The organism is Burkholderia sp. 22313 (assembly GCF_052045245.1).
In the GTDB taxonomy this organism is placed as follows: domain Bacteria; phylum Pseudomonadota; class Gammaproteobacteria; order Burkholderiales; family Burkholderiaceae; genus Burkholderia.
In genome coordinates, this window is sequence record NZ_JBQEON010000017.1 from 23,150 (window position 1) to 38,875 (window position 15,726).

Below are 15,726 nucleotides of genomic sequence, written 5' to 3' on the forward strand. Positions count from 1 at the left end.
TGTGGAAAGTCGGCCGGTCGGCCCCGTGGGACGGTTCGCGGGCTGGCTTGCCTATAAACAGACCTTTGTCGCCTGTTTCGAATCAATCGATCCGATTCTTCGCTCACCGGAAGGAGAAAGACATGTCCTATCGTGTTGCAGTCGTCGTCGGCAGCCTGCGTCGCGGTTCCTGGAACCGCGCGCTCGCGCACGCCGTGACCTCGCTCGCGCCCGCCGATTTCTCGTTCGAATTCGTCGAGATCGGCGAACTGCCGCTGTACAGCCAGGATTACGACGCGGATTTCCCGGAAGTCGCGAAGCGCTTCAAGCAGTCGATCGAAGCCGCCGACGCGCTGCTGTTCGTCACGCCGGAGTACAACCGCTCGATCCCCGGCGTGCTGAAGAACGCGCTCGACTGGGGCTCGCGCCCGTGGGGACACAACTCGTGGTCCGGCAAGCCGGGCGCGGTGCTCGGCACGTCGCCGGGCGCGGTGGGCACCGCGCTCGCGCAGCAGCACCTGCGCAACGTGCTCGCGTATCTCGACGTGAAGACGCTCGGCCAGCCGGAATTGTTCCTCAAGCATGACCCGGCGCGCATCGACGACCAAGGCCAGATCGTCAGCGAGGACACCCGCAAGCTCCTGCAGGGCTTCGTTGACCGCTACGTCGACTGGGTGCGCGTGCTGAAGGCGGCCTGAGCGCCCCGCCCTTCCCGGCGCCGGTCCGCGCGTCGCGGATCAGGTGCCGGTGTGCCGCGCATCGCGCGCTTCGCGAATACCGAGCAGGATCTCGTCGAGCAGCGCGATGTCGAACGGCTTCGACAGCACGCGCACGTTGACGGTGCGCGTGCGATCGAGCTCCTCCGCGTACCCCGTGACCAGGATCACGGGCAGCTTTCCCGGCCGCTGGTCGATCGCTTCGGCGAGGTCGATGCCGTTCAGGCGGCCCGGCATGTGGATATCCGAGATCACCAGGTCGAACGCGTCGTTCGCGGCCGCGTGCTCGATCAGACGCATCGCTTCGTCGGCGGTGGGCACATAGGTCACGCGGTGGCCGAGCAGCGAGAGCAGCGCTTCGGTGCCGGCCGCGACTTCGCCGTTGTCTTCCACCAGCAGCACGTGCAGGCCCGCGAGCGCGCCCGCGTCGTGCGCAGCGGGCTGCGGCCGCGCGACGATGTCTTCGACGCGTGCGCGCGGCAGATAGAGCCGCACCGACGTACCGGCACCGACCGCGCTGTCGATCGTCGCGAGGCCGCCCGAACGTTCGCAGAACGCGAACACCTGCGGCAGCCCGAGCCCCGTGCCCATTCCCTGCGCCTTCGTCGTGAACAGCGGCTCGAACGCGCGCGCGAGCACGTCGGGCGCCATGCCCGAACCCGTATCGTCGAGCGAGATCTGCACGAAGTCGCCGGTCAGCGGAAAGCCGTCCTCGCGACGCAGCGTCACGTTGCGCGCGCCGACCGTGAAGCGGCCGCCGATCGTCATCGCATCGCGCGCGTTGACCGCGAGATTGATCACGGCGAGCTCGAGCTCCGCGACATCGACCCGGATCGGCCACACGCCCGGCTCGAGCGCGACGACCAGCGACGATTTCGAGCCGAGCGACGTCTTCAGCAGCTCGCGGCACGTGCCGAGCCACTGGCCGATGTCGATCGTCTCGTTATGCAGCGGCTGCTTGCGCGCGACGCCGAGCAGCTGGCGCGTGAGCGACTGGCCGTTCTTCAGCGCGCGCTCGATCGCGCCGAGCTCCTTGTCGAGATGCTGGACCCCGCGCCGCCGCGCGATCTGCACGTTGCTCGAGATGATCATCAGCAGGTTGTTGAAGTCGTGCGCGACGCTGCCGACCAGGTTGCCGAGCGCCTGCATCTTGCGCGACTGCCGGTACGCCGATTCGATCGAGCGTCGCATCGATGCTTCGGCCTGCCAGCGATCCCATGCCGCCTCTTCCGCCTTCAGCCGTTTCAACGATAGCCAGATCACCCACCACAGGACGACCGACGGCGCGAACATCGAGATGAACAGCACGCTCAGGTGTTCGTACCACTCATGCCAGATCGCCGAGGTCCGGTAAGCGCAGGTCACGTACACCGGATAGCTGCCGACCTGCCGGTACGCGACGATCTCGCTGCCGGCGCCGTCGTGGCGCACGCGCACGACGCCCGCGCGCGGATCGTTGCGCGCATTGCCGAACGTGGCCGTGCGATCGGTGTGCGCGAGCGACGGCGGCGGCGGATACGAGGCGATCACCGCGCCGTCGGAGCGCGCGAGCGCCATCGTCATCGGCGTGGCCGCGCCGCCGAGCAGGTCGCGGTAGAACGCATTGAAATACGACGACTTCAGCGCGATCGACACCATCCCGGCGAACGAACCGTCGCTATGGCGTCGCGCGACGCCCGTGTTGAACACGGGGATGTTCTCGAGCTTGAGCGGCCCCATCATCAGCCGCGAGATATGTTCGATGACCTTGCCGTCGCGAATGCCGGCGAAGTCGTCGCGGTTCGCGATCGACGAATAGGGCGCCGGATAGTAGAGGCTGTTCGCGAGCAGCATCCCGCTCGCGCCGAAGATCGAGACGGCGGCCACCTGCGGATAGCCGCCGCCGATCGTGTTCAACGCTTCGTGGATGTCGGATTCCTGGCGGCGCACGGTGGCGTCGTCCATGTCCTGCACGAGGTCGACGATGCGCGCATCGAGCGTTTCGCTGAGGTCGAATACCTTGAGCGCGTGCTCCTCGGCGACGCGCACGGTGCGCATCGTCACGTCGCTCGCCGCGGCTTCGCGCGCGTTCAGGTCGTTGTATGCCATGACCGACACGTAGATGCAGGGCAGCACGATCGCCGCGACCAGCAGCACGATCAGCGTGATGCGGCGGACCGCGAAATCGTGCTCGGGCGCGCCGGACGCATAGCTGCCGTCATCCTGCCAGTCGTCGGCGGGCGTGGAGGCGGGCGGGTGGGAGTCGGCGGGACGTTCGGACGTCATTGAAGAAAGCGGGTCAGGCTGAGGTGTTCAATCATAAACGAGTTGCGCCCGCCCACAGCACCCGCGGAGGGTGGGTCAACCTGGTGATTCCGACAGGGAGGAATTGAAAGTTTGAAAACGCTATGAATCCGGCAGCGCAAACGTACACAAAGAAAAATTTTGCGTACATATCTTGAAAATGATCTCTGCTGTTTTCGGATTGCCGGGCGTTCGGGCCGATTCTGTTCGAAATGGTGAAAATGGCGAGTTGCACCGCCTCCGGTTTACTCAGAGAATCGCGCCTTGCTTTCCCTATGACAGATATAAGCGCCCGCCGGCGTTTGCGGCGCGGTGTGTCGCGTGCCTCGTGCCGCGGCGCCCGCGCGCGGCCGTACGGCGGTGCCCGCGGTCGATTGCATGGCGCCTAAAGAAGTGCGCCGCGCGGTCGTTAACGCGAGAGAGACCATTCCGTATACCGCTTCGCTGCCATGCCTTTGCCGATCGTGATCGCCGACGACTCCTTGCTCGCTCGCAAACTTCTGACAAAGGCGCTGCCGGGGGACTGGGACGTCGATGTCGCGTATGCGGCGAATGGTCGCGAGGCGCTGGCGCTCTATCGTGACGGCAAAGCTTCCGTGATGTTTCTGGACCTGACGATGCCCGACATGAACGGCTATCAGGTGCTGGAGACACTGCGCCACGAAGATCTGAACACGTTCGTGATCGTGGTATCCGCCGATATCCAGCCGCAGGCGCAAGCACGCGTGCGCGAGTTGGGCGCGATCGCATTCGTAGCCAAGCCCGTGACGTCGGAGGCATTGCTGCCCATTCTCAAGGAGTATGGGTTGTATGCCTGAATCGGTGTTCACGGCGGAGCAACGCGACGCGTTGCAGGAGATCGCCAACCTCGCGATGGGCCGGGCTGCCGCGCGGCTCGCGCTGCTGCTCGGCCATTTCATCGAACTGTCGGTCCCGCGCGTGCGCGTCGTGAGCGCCCCCGATGCGGGCGACGCGCTGCGCGAGATGACGGGCATTCACGAGAACGTGACGGCCGTGCGCCAGGGATTCCGTTCCGACATCAAGGGCGAGGCGATCGTGCTGTGCCGCAGCGCGGACGTCGCACGGCTGATGTCGCTGATGGACCGCACGTTCGGCGACGGCGTGTACGCCGGCATGGCGACCCAGGACGAACTCGTGTTCGATGTCGCGAACGTGCTGATGAGCGCATGCGTGTCGTCGATCCTCGACGAGCTCGGCCGCAAGCCCGTGTTCTTCCCGCCCGGGCTGCTCGGCGCGAACGTGTCGTTCGACGACGTGTTCCAGCCGAACGTGCTCGCGTGGAGCGTCGCGCTGCTGCTCGAAGTGAACTTCGGGCTCGAGGATCACGCGTTCCGCGCGCATTTCGTGATGCTGATGGCCGAGGATTCGATCCGGCTGATGGGCGACGCGCTCGACGCGTTGCTGTCCGCGCTATGACCGCCGCCTCCCCCGCCACGGGCACCGCCGCGTCGCTGAGCGACCTCGTGATCGAACGGGTCGGCTTCGGGCTGTTCGTGCTCGATCGCACGATGACCGTGCTGATGTGGAACCGCTTCATGCAGGATCACAGCGGCATCCCGGCGGCCGACGTGATCGGCCGCAACCTGTTCGACTGCTTTCCGGAGCTGCCGCGCGCGTGGCTCGAACGCAAGCTCGAGAGCGTGTTCCAGCTTGGCAGCTTCGCGTTCAGCTCGTGGGAGCAGCGGCCCTACCTGTTTCGCTTCGAGCACGACCGGCCGATCACCGGCGGCGTCGACTACATGCAGCAGGACTGTACGTTCATGCCGCTCACGCGCGGCCGCGAAGTCGAAGCCGTGTGCGTGACGATCTCGGACGTCACGCACGTGAGCGTGATGCAGCGCGAGCGCGAGGAGGCGGTCGCGAAGCTGCGCGAACATGCGAATCGCGATGGCCTCACCGGCATCGCGAACCGGCGCTTCTTCGAGGCGCGGCTCGGCGACGAGTTCGCACGCTGGCAGCGCTACGGCGGCGACCTGTCGGTGCTGCTGTTCGACCTCGACCATTTCAAGACGATCAACGACCGGTTCGGGCATGCGGCCGGCGATGCAGTCTTGCGCGAGACGGCGCGCCGCGTCGCGTCGATCGTGCGCGCGCAGGATACGTTCGGCCGCTTCGGCGGCGAGGAATTCGCGCTGCTGCTGCCGTGCACCAACCTCGACGAGGCGATGCGGGTGGCCGACAAGGTGCGCGATGCGATCGGCCGCACGCCGGTCGATGCGGAAGGCGTCAGCGTGCCGGTGACGGCGAGCGTCGGCGGCGCGTGCGCGGCGGCCGGCGCGCACACGTGCGACGTGCTCGTCAACGAGGCCGACACGGCACTCTATCGCGCGAAGCGGCTCGGACGCGATCGCTCGATCGCGTACGCGTAACCGCTGCGCCGCCCCTTCGCGCGTGCGCCGCGCGTCGTTCAGCCGTTCAGCTTTTCGCGATGTCCGCCAGCACGCCGGCCAGCACGGCCGGCTGCGAGACGAACGGCGAATGGCTGCTGTCGAGCTGGTGCACGTGCGTCGGGTTGCCGGGCGCGAGCGCATCGGCTTCGTCGATGAAGCGCTGCTGCAGCGCGGGCAGGATCACGCGATCTTCCAGGCACTTGATGTAGTGGCGGTCGATCGCGCCCCAGCGTGCGGCGGTCGTCGGGATCGCGGTCGCGAACGGTGCGGCCGGCACGTCGCAGGTCATCAGGTTCGCCACCGCCTCGAAGTCGGCCTGCGGCACGTCGTCGTACAGCGCGCGCTTCGCGAGCGCGCGATACGCGGTGTCGCCGCTGCGCGGATCGATCCGCAGCGCGCCCGCGACGCGCGGGCTCGCGAGCATCAGCGGCCCCAGCATCTCGCCCTTGTTCTCCGGCGCGCGCACGTAATCGAGGCCCGGCACGCCCGACGCGGGCATGAACGCCGCGAGATAGACGATCTTCGCGATCTTCTCCGGCGCGCGTTCCGCCGCGGCCGTGATCGCGAGACCGCCCATGCTGTGCCCGACGAGCACGACCTTGCCGCGGCCGAGCGCGTACGCGTCGTCGACGGCCTGCATCACCTGCGTCGCGTAATCGTCGAGCGTGGTGTTCGCGACCGGCGACGGCTCCGCGCCGAAGGCGTCCTTGTCGAGCGGCCTTTCAAGATACGACGCGGGAAAGCGGGCATTGATGCCGTGCGCGGGCAGGTCGCGCGCGATCGACAGGTAGCCGCGCGCGGCCAGCGCGGCCGCGACATGCGCGTAGCACCACGCACCGTGCCATGCGCCGTGCACCAGCACGAAAACGGGATGGTCGGCCTGCGGGGGGGCGGTTACGTTCGTCTCCATGGTGTTCGTCTTTTTTGAGAAAGATGTCCATCTTAGACGAAGCCGCGTGCGTTCAAACACGAAGGCGTGGCCTGACGGCACGCGTGCCCGCACCGCCGGTCGCGATGGAGCCTTTTGTCTCGTACAGGCCACATTTCGTCCTGATCTGATTTGAATTTGCGCCGAAGCGCGCTAATTTGACGCTTTGCTCGCGATGGCGCCCCATGAACGTCGACTATCTCTTCTACCGGAAGCCGAACAAACCCGGCCCCTATTCCCTCGACGACCTGGGCGACATCGCGCCGCCCATCGGCCCGGGCGACGTGGTGCGCGCGGGCATCGCGCGCGTGTTCGAGCAGATCGACTGGCAGGAGTCGCCCGACGTGCCGGGCGCGTGGTTCGGCACCGGCGGCCCGTCGTTCCAGTTCACGGCGGAGCCCGACGGGCGCGTGACGAGCTTCATGGGCTCGCGGCTCGAACGCCGCTCGATGCTGCAGCTGACCCGCGAAATGGGGCTCATTGCGCTCGATCTGCAGCGCGACATCGTCTACGGCTGACGGGCGGCGCGACGCCATGCCCTGCCCGGAGCCGGCCGCGCCGGCCCGCCAGCCTTCGGGCGGCCCGCCGGGCGCGGCGATGCCCGCCATCGAACTTCAAACATTGCTATACTTTCGCCCAATTCCGGCTTCCGGCCGGTAATTTGTGCCTGTCTGCGTCGATCGTTCGCATATCTCGCACGCATTTGACGCCCTGACCAACCCAGCCGGGCATGGCTTCTTCAATCGCCCCGCGTGGGTGTCTCCGTGGAGCTCGTCTTGGCCGTTTCCAATCTCGTCGTGGACGAACAAGAAACCGACGCCGCTGCCGTCACATCGGGCAGTTCTTTCTATCTGGCGATGCGCATCCTGCCGGCGGTGCAGCGCGACGCGATGTTCCAGGTCTACGCGTTTTGCCGCGCGGTCGACGACATCGCCGACAGCGACCTGCCGCGCGCCGAGCGCAACGCGGGCCTCGACCGTTGGCGCGCGGACATCGACGCGTGCTTCGCCGGCCAGCCGCCGCGCCACCTGGTGGCGCTCGAGCGCGAGATCCGTGCCTTCAACCTGCAGCGCGACGACTTCCACGCGATGATCGACGGGATGGCGATGGACGCCGCCGAGGACATCTGCGCACCGGACGAACCGACGCTCGACCTGTTTTGCGATCGCGTGGCGAGCGCGGCCGGCCGTCTGTCGGTGAGGATTTTCGGGATCCCGGAAGCGGAAGGCATCAAGCTGTCGCACCACCTCGGTCGCGCGCTGCAACTGACGAACATCCTGCGCGACATCGACGACGATGCCGCGATCAACCGCTGCTACCTGCCGCGCGAGCTGCTCGCGCGCGAAGGCATCGCGATCACCGATCCGGCGACGATCGTGCGCGACCCGGCGCTGCCGCGCGTGTGCGCGACGCTCGTCGAACGCGCGCTCGCGCACTTCCGCGAGGCGGATGCGGTGATGGATACCTGCACGCGTGCGCAGGTGAAGGCGCCGCGCATCATGTCGGGCGCGTATCGCTGCATTCTGGAAGCCGCGATCGCGCGCGGTTTCGCCGCCCCGCGCGCGCCGCTGCGCAAGCCGAAGGCGCGCATGTTGATGATCGCCGCGCGCTACGCGCTGTTCTGAGCCGATGCCCAGAACCGTCCACGTGATCGGTGCAGGACTCGCGGGCCTGTCGGCCGCCGTCGAGCTGCAACGCCGCGGGCGGCGCATCGTGCTGCACGACGCGCATGCGCACGCGGGCGGCCGCTGCCGCTCGTGGTTCGACGGGACGCTGAACACGACGATCGACAGCGGGCTGCATCAGGTGTTCGCGGGGCAACCCGCGACGCAACGCTACCTGCGCGCGATCGGCGCGGCCGATCAGCTCGCCGGGCCCGCGCTGGCTGAATATCCGGTGGTCGACGTCGCGTCGCAGCAGCGCTGGACGCCGCGCTTCGGCAACGGACGCTGGCCGTCCTGGCTGTTCGACGCCGCGTCGCGCGCGCCGGGTACCACGCCGCTCGACTACCTCGCGCTGGCATCGCTCGCGTTCGCGCGCAGCGGCCGCTCGCTCGCACAGACGATGCGATGCGACGGCGTGCTGTGGGATCGTTGGCTGCGGCCGTATTTCCTCGGGGTGCTGAACGTCGAGCCGCGCCATGCGAGCGCCGAGCTCGCGCGTGCGGCACTGTTCGGCACATTTGCCGCGGGCGGCGCCGGTTGCCGTCCGCTCGTCGCGCGTCACGGGCTCGGCAGTGCGTTCGTCGAACCGGCGCTGCGGATGCTGCAGCACGGCGGCGCGCAGATCCGGCTGAACTCGCGGCTCGATGCGTTCGAATTCGGCGCGCATGGCAATGCGGTCGATGCCGCCACGATCGGCGGCGAGCGCGTGGATCTCGCGCCGGGCGATGCGGTCGTGCTGGCCGTGCCGCCCGAAGTCGCGCAGCCGCTCGTGCCGGATCTCACCGCGCCCGACACGTTCGGCGCGGTCGTGACCGCGTATTTCACGGCCGACGCACCGGCCGGCGGCCCGCTGCAGACGGCCGTCGTCAACGGCGTCGTCGACGCGGTGCGGACCGGCGGCGGCCTGCTCGCGGCGACGATCCGCGACGCGGGCCGCTGGCTCGACATGCCGCGCGACGCGCTCGCGCGGCGCATCTGGGAAGACGTCGCGCGCGTGACCGGCGCGCACCCGGAAAAGATGCCCGCGTGGCAGCTCGTCGTCGAGCCGCGCGCGGGCTTTGCGGCGGTGCCGTCGCAGGAAATGAAACGTCCGGCCGTGCGTACGCGCTGGACCAATCTCGTGCTGGCGGGCGACTGGATTGCCACCGGCTTGCCCGCCACGATCGAGGGTGCGATCCGCTCCGGCCAGCTGGCCGCGGACGTGCTCCAGACACAATAAGCAACAGAGGGACCGATGAACGATCTCACCGATATGGCTACCCTGTCCGCCGGCACCGTGCCGGCCGGGCTCGACGCGGCCGTCGCCGGCGCGACCGACGCGCTGCTGGCCGCGCAGCAAGCGGACGGACACTGGGTCTACGAACTCGAGGCCGATTCGACGATTCCCGCCGAATACGTGCTGCTCGTCCACTATCTCGGCGAGACGCCGAATCTCGAGCTCGAACAGAAGATCGGCAAGTATCTGCGTCGTATCCAGCAGGCCGACGGCGGCTGGCCGCTGTTCACCGACGGCGCGCCGAACATCAGCGCGAGCGTGAAGGCGTATTTCGCGCTGAAGGTGATCGGCGACGACGAGAACGCCGAGCACATGCAACGCGCGCGCCGCGCGATCCACGCGATGGGCGGCGCCGAGATGTCGAACGTGTTCACGCGCATCCAGCTCGCGCTGTACGGTGCGATTCCGTGGCGCGCGGTGCCGATGATGCCGGTCGAGATCATGCTGCTGCCGCAGTGGTTCCCGTTCCACCTGTCGAAGGTGTCGTACTGGGCGCGGACCGTGATCGTGCCGCTGCTGGTGCTGAACGCGAAGCGTCCGCTCGCGAAGAACCCGCGCGGCGTGCGCATCGACGAGCTGTTCATCGATCCGCCCGTCAACGCCGGCCTGCTGCCGCGCCAGGGCCACCAGAGCGCCGGCTGGTTCGCGTTCTTCCGCGTGGTCGACCATGCGCTGCGCGCGGTCGACGGGCTGTTCCCGAACTACACGCGCGAACGCGCGATCCGCCAGGCCGTGTCGTTCGTCGACGAGCGCCTGAACGGCGAGGACGGCCTCGGCGCGATCTATCCGGCGATGGCCAACGCGGTGATGATGTACGACGTGCTCGGCTACGCGGAAGATCATCCGAACCGCGCGATCGCGCGCAAGTCGGTCGAGAAGCTGCTCGTCGTGCACGAGGACGAAGCGTATTGCCAGCCGTGCCTGTCGCCGGTGTGGGACACGTCGCTCGTCGCGCATGCGCTGCTCGAAACCGGCGATGCGCGCGCGGAAGAAGCCGTGCTGCGCGGCCTCGACTGGCTGCGCCCGCTGCAGATCCTCGACGTGCGCGGCGACTGGATCTCGCGGCGCCCGCACGTGCGGCCGGGCGGCTGGGCGTTCCAGTACGCGAACGCGCACTACCCGGACGTCGACGACACGGCCGTGGTCGTGATGGCCATGGACCGCGCGCAGAAGCTCAAGCACACGGACACGTATCGCGAGTCGATGGCGCGCGCGCGCGAATGGGTCGTCGGCATGCAGAGCAGCGACGGCGGCTGGGGCGCGTTCGAACCGGAAAACACGCAGTACTACCTGAACAACATCCCGTTCTCGGATCACGGCGCGCTGCTCGATCCGCCCACCTCCGACGTGTCGGGCCGTTGCCTGTCGATGCTGTCGCAGCTCGGCGAGACGCCGCTGACCAGCGAGCCGGCCCGCCGCGCGCTCGACTACATGCTGAAGGAACAGGAGCCGGACGGCAGCTGGTACGGCCGCTGGGGGATGAACTACGTGTACGGCACGTGGACCGCGCTGTGCTCGCTGAACGCGGCCGGCCTGACGCCGGACGATCCGCGCATCAAGCGCGGCGCGCAGTGGCTGCTGTCGATCCAGAACAAGGACGGCGGCTGGGGCGAGGACGGCGACAGCTACAAGCTCAACTACCGTGGTTTCGAGCAGGCGCCGAGCACCGCGTCGCAGACGGCCTGGGCGCTGCTCGGCCTGATGGCGGCCGGCGAGGTGAACAACCCGGCCGTTGCCCGCGGCGTCGACTACCTGATCGCCCAGCAGAACGAAGAAGGCCTGTGGGACGAGACGCGCTTCACGGCGACCGGTTTCCCGCGGGTGTTCTACCTGCGCTATCACGGCTATCGCAAGTTCTTCCCGCTGTGGGCGCTCGCGCGCTATCGCAACCTGAAGCGCGCCAACGCGACGCGCGTGACGGTCGGGATGTAACGCGTGGCGACGACGCAGCACAACGGCACGTTGCCCGTCATCGCCGTCACGGGGATGGCGTTCGAGGCACGCATCGCGCGCGGCCAGGGCGTCGAGGCCGTGTTCGCCGCACGGGCCGACCGGCTCGAACGCGCGCTCGCCGAAGCGACCGCACGCGGTTGCGCGGGCATCGTGAGCTTCGGCACGGCAGGCGGGCTCGCGCCCGATCTCGTGCCCGGCGCGCTCGTGATCGCGGATGCGATCGACGGGCCGTTCGGCCGTGTGCAGACCGATCCCGGCTGGAGCGCGCGGCTCGTCGCCGCGCTGCACGACACGCCGGTGTGGGCACGCGTCACGCGCGGCACGATGGCGGCGGTCGGCGCGCCGGTGGTCAGCGAGCAGGACAAGACGTCGCTGCATCGCGCGAAGGGCGCGCTCGCCGTCGATATGGAATCGCACATCGCCGCGGCCTTCGCGGCGTCGCGCCGCGTGCCGTTCGCGGTGTGCCGCGCGATCGTCGATCCCGCGTGGCGCACGTTGCCGCGCGCGGCGACGGCCGGCCTGCGCGATGACGGCAGCACCGCCATCCTGCCGATCCTGCGCGAGCTGCTGAAGCAGCCGTCGCAGCTCGGCCCGCTGCTGCAGGTCGCGAGCGATGCGCGCGCGGCGCGCACGACGCTGATCCAGGCGCGGCACGCGTTCGAACGTGCGGGTGCGATGCGGATCGTCTGAGCGGCGTTCGCCGCGTTTCGCGTCTCCTCCCCCTTCCCTTTTTCGTTCTCCGGACACGCAAAAAAAGCGCGCTGCATGATGCAGCGCGCCTCGGCTTGTGTGCGGGTTTCGTACCGCGTTACTGCGCGGCCGGACTGCTCGCGGGCAGGGTCGGCATCGCCGGCGCCGCGCCGGCCGACGCAGCAGCCGGTGCAGCCGCCGACGCCGCGACCGGCGCTGCGGCAGGCCCGCTCGCGGGCGTTGCGTTGTCCGCGCCCGGATCGTCGTAGTGCGGCAACCCCGGCGCGGCCGGTGCGTTGTTCGGCGCCGTGCCCGATGCCCCGCCCGACTCGCCCGGATCCTCATAGTTCGGCAGGCCCGGCACGGCCGGCGTGGCCGCCGGCACCGCGCCCGCTTCGCCCGGTTCCGCGTAGCTCGGCGGCGCGGCCGATGCCGACTCGCCGTGATACGTCAGCGACTTGCGCTGCTGCAGGTACGCATCGCGCACGAACGAATACGGGTCGAGCGCCGCCTGCTTCAGCAGGTCGGTCGCGCCGAGCAGGTCCGAGCGCGCGCTGATGAATTGCGCGATGTACATCGGATTGCGCGCGGCCGGCTCGATGTAGTTGAGCAGGTTGAAGCGAACGTCCACCGCGCGGCCGACGCCGTCGCGGATCGTGCTCGGCCCGAACAACGGCAGCACGAGATACGGCCCGGACGGCATGCCCCAGCGCGCCATCGTCAGCCCGAAATCCTGGTGATGCTTCGGCAGCCCGGCCGGCGTCGCGATGTCGATCAGGCCGCCGACGCCGAACAGCGAGTTCATCGCCACGCGCATCAGATCCTGCGTCGCATCGGTGATGCGCAGCTGCAACAGGTTGTTCGCCATGTTGCCGAGATCGCCGAGGTTCGAGAAGAAGTTGCTGATCGCGGTACGCACCGGTGTCGGCGTGACCTTCTGGTAACCCTTCGCGATCGGCACGGCGATGTTCGTGTCGACCGTGTCGTTGATCTTGTACATTGCCCGGTTCATCGGCTCGAGCGGGTCGTTGGGGTTGCGGTTCGGGCCCGTCGCGCAGCCGCTCAGCACTGCGCTGGCAGCAACGGTCGCCGCAATGATTCGCACCTTATTCATTGTTTCCTTGCGATTGGTTCTTGGCGCGTTTGACGCGCGGTTTGCCCATCAGGACGGGCTGAAACACCACGGCGCCGATCAGTGTACAGGTCAACGCCAGCGTGAGCAGCTTGCCCATGCTCGACGTGCCAGGGTGATGCGACAGCCACAGGCTGCCAAAGGCGGTTGCCGTCGTCGCGGCGCTGAACAGCACCGCGTGCGTGAGGCTCGAATGCAGCAGGCCCGTCTGCCCCGCACGCCACGCCATCACGAAGTACACCTTGAACGCGACGCCGACGCCGAGCATCAGCGGCAGCGCGATGATGTTCGCGAAGTTCAGCGACATGCCGAGCACGACGCACATCTCGAGCGTCACGAGGCCCGACACGAGCAGCGGCACCAGCGTGCGCAGCACGTCGCCGAAGCGGCGCAGCGTGATCCACAGCAGGATCGTGATCGAGATGATCGACCACAGCGCCGCGTGCAGGAACGCGTTGATGATCGTGTCGGCCGAATGCAGGATCGAGATCGGGCCGCCGATCGCGCCCGGTTCCGCCGCCTTCACGGCCTTCGCGAAGCGGCGCAGCATCGTGTCGTCGTTCGGGTCGACGCCCTTCGGCACCTTCGGCGAAATCTGCACGAGCGCGTGGCCGTCCGGCGCGATCCAGTCGCGCACGAGCTGCGGCGGCAGCGATTCGCGCGTGACGTCCTGCGGCTGCAGCAGCGCCGCGAGCTGGTTGAGCGCGATGCGCAACGGGTCGGAGAACGCGCGTTCGGCACGATCGCGCGTTGCGCTGTCGGCGGCGGCGAGCTTCGCGAGCGACGCCGACAGATGCTGTGCGGCGGCCGCGCCCGGGCCCGGATGATCTTCCGCCGCGTACCCGAGCAGGTCCGACACGCGCTTGAGCGCGGCGACGCGCTGCGCGTCGGTCGCGGCCGGCGCGGCCGGTTGCATCAGCGCCGGCAGCAGGTCGCTGGCCGCCGCGGCGATCGCCGCACGCTTGGCCGGCTGGTCGGCCGGGACGAAGGTCGTGAGCGTCGTCGTGCGGCCGACTTCCGGCAGCGCGTCGAGGCGCTTCGCGGCGGCGTCGGCATCGGCGAGCGACGGGGCGAGCAGCGTGACGTCGTTGACGGCCGCTTCGGGCGAATCCTTCAGCGCGAGCAGCGTCGCCATCGATTCGCTGTGCGGATCCTTCAGGTGCAGCGGGTTGAAGTCGAAGCGCAGGAACATGAGCAGCGGCAGCGCGCCGATCACGACCGCGAGCGTGCCGATCAGGATCGGCTTGCGATGGCGATCGAGGAAATCGTCGACCGGCGCGAGCCACGGGAAGCCCGGCGTCTTCGATTCGCCCGGCGGCGCGAACAGGCGCAGCAGCGCGGGCAGCAGCGTGAGCGTGGTCAGCAGCGCGACGAACATCCCGACGCCCGCGATCAGGCCGAGTTCGGACACGCCGCGATACGCGGTGGGGATGAACGAGAAGAAGCTCGCGGCGACGGCCGCGGTCGCCAGCGCGAGCGGCATCCCCATCGAGTGCGCGGCGCCGATCAGCGCGTGATCGATGCGCTGGTCGCGGAAGCGCTCCTCGCGGTACTTCACGCCGTACTGGATCGAGAAGTCGACGCCGAGGCCGACGAACAGCACCATGAACGCGACCGAGATCATGTTCAGCGAGCCGACCATCGCGAGGCCGAGCGCGGCGGTCACGACGAGGCCGACGAACAGCGTGACGAGCACCGAGCCGATCATCCGCTTCGAGCGCAGCGCGAGCCACAGGATCACGAGCACGGCGAGCAGCGTGAGCGCGCCGTTGAGCGCCGCGCCGTCTTCCACCGACGCGAATTCGTCGTCGGCGAGCGGCTGTTCGCCCGTCAGGCGCACGACCGCGCCGTAGCGTTGCTCGAGGCCGAGCGCCTTCGCGGTGTCGCGGATCACCTCGGTCGTTGCGGCACCGGCCTTCAGCGCGCCGTAGTTCACGACCGGCTGCACGGTGACGAATGCGCGGGCGGGCTGGCGTGCGGCGTCGCTGTCGACCAGCGCGCGCCACGAGAACGCGGCCGGCTTGCCGGCCAGCACGTCGTCGACCGCCGCGGCGCTGCGCGACAGCAGTTTGGCCATCGCCGGCAGCTTGACCTGGCCGGTCATGAGCGGCTGGCCGAGCGTGGTGGACAGCGTGGTCGCGAGCCCGGTCAGGCTCGGGTTCTTCGCGAGCTCGTTGACGAGCGGACGCGCGCTCGCGAGCTGCGACGTCGTGTCCGACACGGCCTGCGGCGACAGGAACAGCAGCCCGTTGTGCTCGAAGAACGGGCCGCCACCCGGTTCGGCGACCTGGCCGATGCGGCCGGCGTCGGCCTGCTTCTGCAGGGCTTCGGTGAGCGTATGCGCGGCGGCGGTCGCGAATTCGGGCGCGGGCGCCTCGACCACCGCGAGGATCGTGCCGTTGCGTTGCGGGAACGCCTTGTCGACGGCGTGGCCGAGCGCGGCCCATTGCGGCTCGGCGTCGACGAGCTTGCTGATGTCCGTGTTGATCTTGAAGTGCTGCGCGACATAGATGCCGCTGAAGGCGGCAATGACGAACGACAGCACGACGACCCAGACGGGGCGGCGTACCGACCATGCAACGAGTCGGACGATGAGAGATGTCACCATGTGGCGGTGGAGAGGGGCTGGCAAGGACAAAGCAACGAGTATACCGGCGCAACGTGGCGTCGGACGCAACGTTGGGCGTTCAGGGG

At 68.6% G+C, this 15,726-nt stretch carries 13 protein-coding genes; 9 read left to right on the forward strand and 4 right to left on the reverse strand.

The annotated features are described in order from the left end of the window. The first annotated feature begins 122 nt into the window (after nucleotides 1-122). Nucleotides 123-677, forward strand: a complete 555-nt coding sequence (locus ACTJKF_RS15855) for an NADPH-dependent FMN reductase (RefSeq protein ID WP_440624461.1) — start codon at nucleotides 123-125, stop codon at nucleotides 675-677. Nucleotides 678-716: 39 nt separating this feature from the next. Here the strand turns inward: ACTJKF_RS15855 and ACTJKF_RS15860 are convergent, their stop codons facing one another. Continuing rightward, entirely contained in the window at nucleotides 717-2,960 is a 2,244-nt protein-coding gene (locus tag ACTJKF_RS15860; protein ID WP_440624462.1) for a response regulator, read from the reverse strand. A gap of 467 nt (nucleotides 2,961-3,427) precedes the next feature. On the opposite strand from ACTJKF_RS15860, the gene ACTJKF_RS15865 reads away from it, so the two are divergent. The 3 genes from ACTJKF_RS15865 to ACTJKF_RS15875 are packed head-to-tail and all read left to right on the forward strand — an operon-like array spanning nucleotide 3,428 to nucleotide 5,368. Then, entirely contained in the window at nucleotides 3,428-3,796 is a 369-nt protein-coding gene (locus tag ACTJKF_RS15865; protein ID WP_040138947.1) for a response regulator, read from the forward strand. Beyond that, on the forward strand, nucleotides 3,789-4,415 hold the full coding sequence (locus ACTJKF_RS15870; RefSeq protein ID WP_440624463.1) for a chemotaxis protein CheC: 627 nt from the start codon (nucleotides 3,789-3,791) through the stop codon (nucleotides 4,413-4,415). The genes ACTJKF_RS15865 and ACTJKF_RS15870 overlap by 8 nt, the downstream gene beginning before the upstream one ends. Then, nucleotides 4,412-5,368: a GGDEF domain-containing protein gene (locus ACTJKF_RS15875; protein WP_440624464.1), complete on the forward strand. Its 957-nt coding sequence runs from the start codon at nucleotides 4,412-4,414 to the stop codon at nucleotides 5,366-5,368. Before ACTJKF_RS15870 ends, ACTJKF_RS15875 begins: the two co-directional genes overlap by 4 nt. A 46-nt stretch (nucleotides 5,369-5,414) precedes the next feature. On the opposite strand, the gene ACTJKF_RS15880 is transcribed toward ACTJKF_RS15875, so the two are convergent. Next, a complete protein-coding gene (locus tag ACTJKF_RS15880) occupies nucleotides 5,415-6,299 on the reverse strand; it encodes an alpha/beta fold hydrolase (RefSeq protein ID WP_440624465.1) in 885 nt (294 codons plus the stop codon). Between the two features lie 203 nt (nucleotides 6,300-6,502). Here ACTJKF_RS15880 and ACTJKF_RS15885 point away from each other — a divergent pair, with 203 nt between their 5' ends. The 5 genes from ACTJKF_RS15885 (at nucleotide 6,503) to ACTJKF_RS15905 (ending at nucleotide 11,900) form a co-directional block, all read left to right on the forward strand. Beyond that, nucleotides 6,503-6,835 (forward strand): hypothetical protein, encoded by a 333-nt coding sequence (locus tag ACTJKF_RS15885; protein WP_440624466.1) that lies wholly within the window; start codon nucleotides 6,503-6,505, stop codon nucleotides 6,833-6,835. 258 nt (nucleotides 6,836-7,093) lie between these two features. Continuing rightward, nucleotides 7,094-7,942: a presqualene diphosphate synthase HpnD gene (hpnD, locus tag ACTJKF_RS15890; RefSeq protein ID WP_440624467.1), complete on the forward strand. Its 849-nt coding sequence runs from the start codon at nucleotides 7,094-7,096 to the stop codon at nucleotides 7,940-7,942. 4 nt (nucleotides 7,943-7,946) lie between these two features. Further along, nucleotides 7,947-9,200 (forward strand): hydroxysqualene dehydroxylase HpnE, encoded by a 1,254-nt coding sequence (hpnE, locus tag ACTJKF_RS15895; RefSeq protein WP_440624468.1) that lies wholly within the window; start codon nucleotides 7,947-7,949, stop codon nucleotides 9,198-9,200. Nucleotides 9,201-9,215: 15 nt separating this feature from the next. Continuing rightward, the gene (gene shc / locus ACTJKF_RS15900) at nucleotides 9,216-11,189 is read left to right on the forward strand and encodes a squalene--hopene cyclase (protein ID WP_440624469.1); all 1,974 of its coding nucleotides are present in this window, start codon (nucleotides 9,216-9,218) and stop codon (nucleotides 11,187-11,189) included. Between the two features lie 3 nt (nucleotides 11,190-11,192). Further along, nucleotides 11,193-11,900 carry a phosphorylase gene (locus ACTJKF_RS15905; RefSeq protein WP_440624470.1) on the forward strand — a complete coding sequence of 236 codons (708 nt, stop codon included), beginning with the start codon at nucleotides 11,193-11,195 and terminating at the stop codon, nucleotides 11,898-11,900. A 118-nt stretch (nucleotides 11,901-12,018) separates the two neighbouring features. Here ACTJKF_RS15905 and ACTJKF_RS15910 read toward each other — a convergent pair whose 3' ends face one another. Continuing rightward, on the reverse strand, nucleotides 12,019-13,014 hold the full coding sequence (locus ACTJKF_RS15910) for an MlaA family lipoprotein (RefSeq protein WP_440624471.1): 996 nt from the start codon (nucleotides 13,012-13,014) through the stop codon (nucleotides 12,019-12,021). Continuing rightward, on the reverse strand, nucleotides 13,007-15,640 hold the full coding sequence (locus tag ACTJKF_RS15915; protein WP_440624472.1) for an MMPL family transporter: 2,634 nt from the start codon (nucleotides 15,638-15,640) through the stop codon (nucleotides 13,007-13,009). The genes ACTJKF_RS15910 and ACTJKF_RS15915 overlap by 8 nt, the downstream gene beginning before the upstream one ends. Nucleotides 15,641-15,726 lie beyond the last annotated feature (86 nt).

Bases quoted from the DNA above. Each gene is read 5' to 3' on its own strand.
- ACTJKF_RS15855 (WP_440624461.1), top strand. From the start codon at position 123: ATGTCCTATCGTGTTGCAGTCGTCGTCGGCAGCCTGCGTCGCGGTTCC.
- ACTJKF_RS15860 (WP_440624462.1), bottom strand. From the start codon at position 2,960: ATGACGTCCGAACGTCCCGCCGACTCCCACCCGCCCGCCTCCACGCCC.
- ACTJKF_RS15865 (WP_040138947.1), top strand. From the start codon at position 3,428: ATGCCTTTGCCGATCGTGATCGCCGACGACTCCTTGCTCGCTCGCAAA.
- ACTJKF_RS15870 (WP_440624463.1), top strand. From the start codon at position 3,789: ATGCCTGAATCGGTGTTCACGGCGGAGCAACGCGACGCGTTGCAGGAG.
- ACTJKF_RS15875 (WP_440624464.1), top strand. From the start codon at position 4,412: ATGACCGCCGCCTCCCCCGCCACGGGCACCGCCGCGTCGCTGAGCGAC.
- ACTJKF_RS15880 (WP_440624465.1), bottom strand. From the start codon at position 6,299: ATGGAGACGAACGTAACCGCCCCCCCGCAGGCCGACCATCCCGTTTTC.
- ACTJKF_RS15885 (WP_440624466.1), top strand. From the start codon at position 6,503: ATGAACGTCGACTATCTCTTCTACCGGAAGCCGAACAAACCCGGCCCC.
- hpnE (WP_440624468.1), top strand. From the start codon at position 7,947: ATGCCCAGAACCGTCCACGTGATCGGTGCAGGACTCGCGGGCCTGTCG.
- shc (WP_440624469.1), top strand. From the start codon at position 9,216: ATGAACGATCTCACCGATATGGCTACCCTGTCCGCCGGCACCGTGCCG.
- ACTJKF_RS15910 (WP_440624471.1), bottom strand. From the start codon at position 13,014: ATGAATAAGGTGCGAATCATTGCGGCGACCGTTGCTGCCAGCGCAGTG.
- ACTJKF_RS15915 (WP_440624472.1), bottom strand. From the start codon at position 15,640: ATGGTGACATCTCTCATCGTCCGACTCGTTGCATGGTCGGTACGCCGC.